This window comes from Thiorhodococcus mannitoliphagus, from assembly GCF_010915725.1.
GTDB classification, from domain to species: domain Bacteria; phylum Pseudomonadota; class Gammaproteobacteria; order Chromatiales; family Chromatiaceae; genus Thiorhodococcus; species Thiorhodococcus mannitoliphagus.
Window position 1 is genome coordinate 1 of sequence record NZ_JAAIJR010000228.1, and the last position, 4,434, is coordinate 4,434.

At 52.6% G+C, this 4,434-nt stretch carries 3 protein-coding genes and 1 pseudogene; 1 reads left to right on the forward strand and 3 read right to left on the reverse strand.

The features are described from left to right. The first annotated feature begins 173 nt into the window (after positions 1-173). Positions 174-1,129: pseudogene (locus tag G3480_RS25140) on the forward strand (IS1595 family transposase). On the opposite strand, the gene G3480_RS25145 reads toward G3480_RS25140, so the two are convergent. The 3 genes from G3480_RS25145 to G3480_RS25155 all read right to left on the reverse strand — a co-directional run bounded on the left by G3480_RS25145 (position 1,074) and on the right by G3480_RS25155 (position 4,396). Next, complete coding sequence (locus G3480_RS25145) at positions 1,074-1,463, reverse strand: transposase domain-containing protein (RefSeq protein ID WP_164656960.1); 390 nt, start codon at positions 1,461-1,463, stop codon at positions 1,074-1,076. The pseudogene G3480_RS25140 and the gene G3480_RS25145 overlap by 56 nt on opposite strands. 236 nt (positions 1,464-1,699) lie before the next feature. Beyond that, a complete protein-coding gene (locus G3480_RS25150; protein ID WP_164656961.1) occupies positions 1,700-2,956 on the reverse strand; it encodes a glycosyltransferase family 32 protein in 1,257 nt (418 codons plus the stop codon). Positions 2,957-2,998: 42 nt separating this feature from the next. Further along, a complete protein-coding gene (locus G3480_RS25155) occupies positions 2,999-4,396 on the reverse strand; it encodes an IS701 family transposase (RefSeq protein ID WP_240906058.1) in 1,398 nt (465 codons plus the stop codon). Positions 4,397-4,434: the final 38 nt, after the last annotated feature.

The window sequence follows — 4,434 nt, forward strand, 5'->3', positions numbered from 1 at the left end:
CGAGATGACGACACCTCCACTGAAAATCAGCAACAAAAAATTCGTTATTACACGTTATGGCGTGCGGAATGTCGGATAAAGCATCCTGATTAGCAAGATTCTCCAGCCAAGCCGCTTTTTCGTCGAGAAACAGCGCACACTGGGTTACCACGCTTCATCAGAAGGATTCCGCCATGCCGATGAATCGCATTCAATTCCAACCGGGGTTGTCGCTACCAACGTTCTACGAGCAGTTCGGAACCCCGAAGCCCAATGCGAGGCGGCACTGGAGCGGGGCCGTTGGCCCGACGGCTTTCGTTGCCCCAAGTGCGGCTGCCATCACGCCTACATCCTCCATGTTGGCGCCCACAAGACGTTTCAGTGCCAGGCATGCCGGACGCAAACCTCGCTGATTGCGGGCACCCTGTTTCAAAGCACCCACTTGGCGCTGACCATCTGGTTTCTGGCGATCTACCTGATCAGTCAGGCCAAGACGGGGCTCTCTGCACTCGCCCTGAAACGCCAGCTCGGTGTGAGCTATCCAACCGCCTGGCTGATCCAGCACAAGCTGATGCAGGCGATGCTCGAGCGCGAAAGCGTCTATACCCTCAGTGGCGACGTGCAGGTCGACGACGCCTATCTCCGCGGCGAGCGCGCGGGTGGTAAACCCGGACGCGGCTCGGAGAACAAAGTGCCCTTCGTCGCGGCCGTCTCCCTCGATCCCGAAGGGCATCCGCGCTACGCCAAAATGGCGCCCGTGCCTGGCTTCACCCACCTGGCCATTGGCGAGTGGGCCATCAGCGACCTCTCGCCCGATTGCCAGGTGACCTCCGATGGCTTGGACTGTTTTTCCGGTGTCACAGACGCTGGCTGTCAGCACAACGCGATCCTCGTCGGTGCCCGCAAGCCGAAAGAGCTGCCGGAATTCAGTTGGGTCAACACCGTCCTGGGAAACCTCAAGACCAGTCGCGGTGGGGCCTACCATGGGTTTGGCTTTGCCAAGTATGGCGCGCGCTATCTGGGCACCTTCGCCTATCGCTTCAACCGACGTTTCCACCTCGACACGATTCACACCCGCTTGCTCGTGGCCGCCGTTACCATCGGACCTCGCCCTGAGCGCTGGCTCCGCCTGGCTGAGGAATCTTGCTAATCAGGTAAAGCATTGAGGCGCGCGCGCGAACTGGGCCAGCGCGGAAGCTGTCGATCGCCTGGCGCTTCAAGGCGGGGAACACCTCTGCCGAGAGGCGTTGGCGGGCTTTGAAAAGGGCCGAGACATTGGGCGCGGCCGAGGCCAGCGGCTGCTCTTTGAGCGCGGCAAAGAAGCCATTGAACTCCTGCTCGGTGCTGCCCTTGCGCAGATTCAGCAGGAACGTGACGAGGCCATGGAAGGGAAGGTGGCGGGTGCGCGTGAAGGTTTTCTCCGAGCGGCGAAAGCGCTCGACCCACTCAGGCGAGAAAAGAGGGTGCCTAATTTGGTCGCACACGGAATGAAATGTACAACAGCGATTGCGCCTCTTCGGTGTTGAGGCTGATGTCGTTGCGACGTTTCATCGGTAGGCTCCTTTTCGGAACTCGGTGAACATGCCTTATTGTATAGATATTTCACCTGTCATGGAGACGCTAGAATCTTCTTTAACATTTAAAGTGATTTAAAATCAGTTATTTATATCAGTTAAGCGCTCCCGTCGTCCTCATGTCAAATGAAACATCTATATCAGAATCAGTCTGTTAGACGCGAAGTCCATGGCGTTGTTTCCGCACCCTGCGTTTGCGGAATTCCTTCATTTCCCAAGATAGGCCCATGGCCCTTCATTGATGCATCGGACATCACTATCGGTGCGGTCTGTTCCGAGTAATGCCAGCGCCCGCCGAGGTAACTGTGATGATCATCAATAACTCTATACTCGATACCGGAACTCTCAGCGGAAATGAAACGGCAATTATGTTCAGATATGTGTGGATATATAGCTCTGGTATAAGCTATCGGTCCAGTAGTGCGCAGTACTCCGGGCTTCCCCCGTCCGTTTGCGTCGAAGCGATAACACGCAATATTGTCTAACACGCCCTCAATAACTTGTCGGAGAAGCGGATGTCGCGGGGCGGCTATGACGTGCCATTGTTGCAGTTCTCCGTGGGGAGAGAAGTCCAGCTCCGGGTGCAAACCGAAGCCGGCATAGCGATCGCCCGGTTCATTGTTCCAATATGACAAGATGTACTCGTCGTCATCTTTAATAATTTCATCCAGAGGAAAACGCACGGTAGATTTTATGTCTAAATATACGCCGCCATAATAAAAAATACACAAATACCGGAATAAATCTGCCCTAGCTGCGCCATATTGAGCATTTATCGACAAATATCGGCGCAGAACGTCCCACCCGAACACTTCATTTATAAAGCAGACAATTTCCTTATCATTCCAGTAGCGATACACCCAAGACGGATTAAGAGTTTTTAAGCGCTCAACGTTGTCTTTCAAAATATCCGGAACGCCGTTGGTCCAATATGTTTGATGAATTATGCGCGATATCGCAGGAGCACGCGATTGAGAGATTGCGTTTGGTCTAGCCTTTTTTGTCTTTATCGCAAGTACTGTATCGACGGATAGAAGCCTGTATCTCGCAAGAGAATTAAGCTCTCGGCATATGGTAAACCCATTATGCGTATCGGCGCTAATATAATATTTCTTCCAAAAAAAGCGCCTTTTAATAATGATGTAAGAGTCACCAGCCTTGTTTAGTCGCTTTAATTTCTTAGCGACCTGCGAAGAAGCTCTTGAGCGCGGCTTGCCGTATTTGTCAAAAAGGAGGTTTAGCTGGGCATCTTGAATAAACGAATGCGCGAGAGCGCCGCTCTCTGATTGTTCAAGTACGGTGAAATGCGCGGTCACAAGAACGAAATGCTTTCCGCCATCGTTGATGTCAGCATCCGTTTCTTGCCGACCAAAGCGTTCAGTGCCCCAAAAAATTCCCATCATGTCAACTAGTACTACTTTGTTACCTTAAATCTGAGACTGAGATCATGCGCCAACGTCCGCTTTGTAGTATCGGTCAATATCCCTTCGCCTTTGCTCATGCCTGACCTCTAGTTGCGCGATTCTCTTGTCGACAGCAGCGGGATCGTTGAGGAGCATCGCTATAATCATCACCCGAATGTCTCGGCAGCTCAGTAATGGGCAATCGTCTTTGTACAAGATCCGCTCTTTCACGATAAACGCTAGCGATAACATGACGAGCGCCATATGATGGTGCCACGCATCCCATTTCCTGACTTGGTAATCAGACATTCCAAGCTCGCTCTTGGCTTCCTGAAACGCGCGCTCGACCCAATAGCGCTGCGCTTGCATATAAGCGAACCGTTGGATCGGTGTGGCAAGATAGTCGGCATTGCTCAGGGAGTACTTAATCTTGTTGTCCGCCTGATTTCGGCTAATGACAAGGACGCGCTCGGTCACTGCGTCCGATTTGCCGTCCCAGAGCCAGACGCGGGTCGCATGCATCGAGAGGGTCAGTGGCCCCTTCGTGCCGTCTCGAACGGTGACCGTCTGCCATTCGTAAGAAGGCAGTTGCTGGGCGTACAAATCGACTCGAATGGGATTGCAATCGGCGCGCAGTTTCGTCGGCTTCGGTCCGCGTCTGGACGTGCTTTCAGGAACACTAAGCTGCGGCTTGAAGGGATAGATCTTTTGATTGCAATGTACATCTAGCAAAAACGTTAACCCCATGTTATCCAAAGAGTTACCAAGTTCAAGTCCGTGACCGTACAGACCATCTCCCCCGACCCAGCCAAACTCAACGCCGACCTCGACGTCGGCCTTGAGCATCTCAAGGGCGAGTTCAAGTTTCGTCTTGAACGTGCGCTTGTCCTCAGGAACCCCGGCTTTCTCGCAGCGTTTTGAATCGGAAGTCCAGGATTCTGGAAGAAAGAGTCGCTCATTAATCAATGTGCTATGTGATTTCCACACCAAACTGGCATAGACACCTATTTGACAGTTCTCCACTTTTCCTATGATTCCGGCATATTGTCGCGCGACGCCAACGGAGTACTTTCCTTTCTTGATATGCGCAGACTCGTCGATGATGTAACCGGCATCACGGCGTCGATAATCGTCTTGGCTCGCGTAAAAATTAGACGTATTCAGCGCGACTTCACTGATGAGATTGGATGCAGACCACGTCGAGTTCGTAATAAACTGCTGAACTCGCTGATAGCTATCGCCAGACAGTTCGAGTTCTTCGTTCATGCGTTCTATATTCCGCTTTCCTGCTTCTGTTTTAAAAAGGCCGCGAACATAGGCTTCACCTAGCTCATGGCCAGGGCTAAACCCAATACCGTTCAATGGCACAGCACAATGCTCTCCTCGAAGGGTTGGGTCGGTTGAGGAGGATGTCGGTGGTGCGCCCGCTTCTTGGGCCATTTGCTCATCTTTTGTTTGATGACGCGGGGATTGATCCG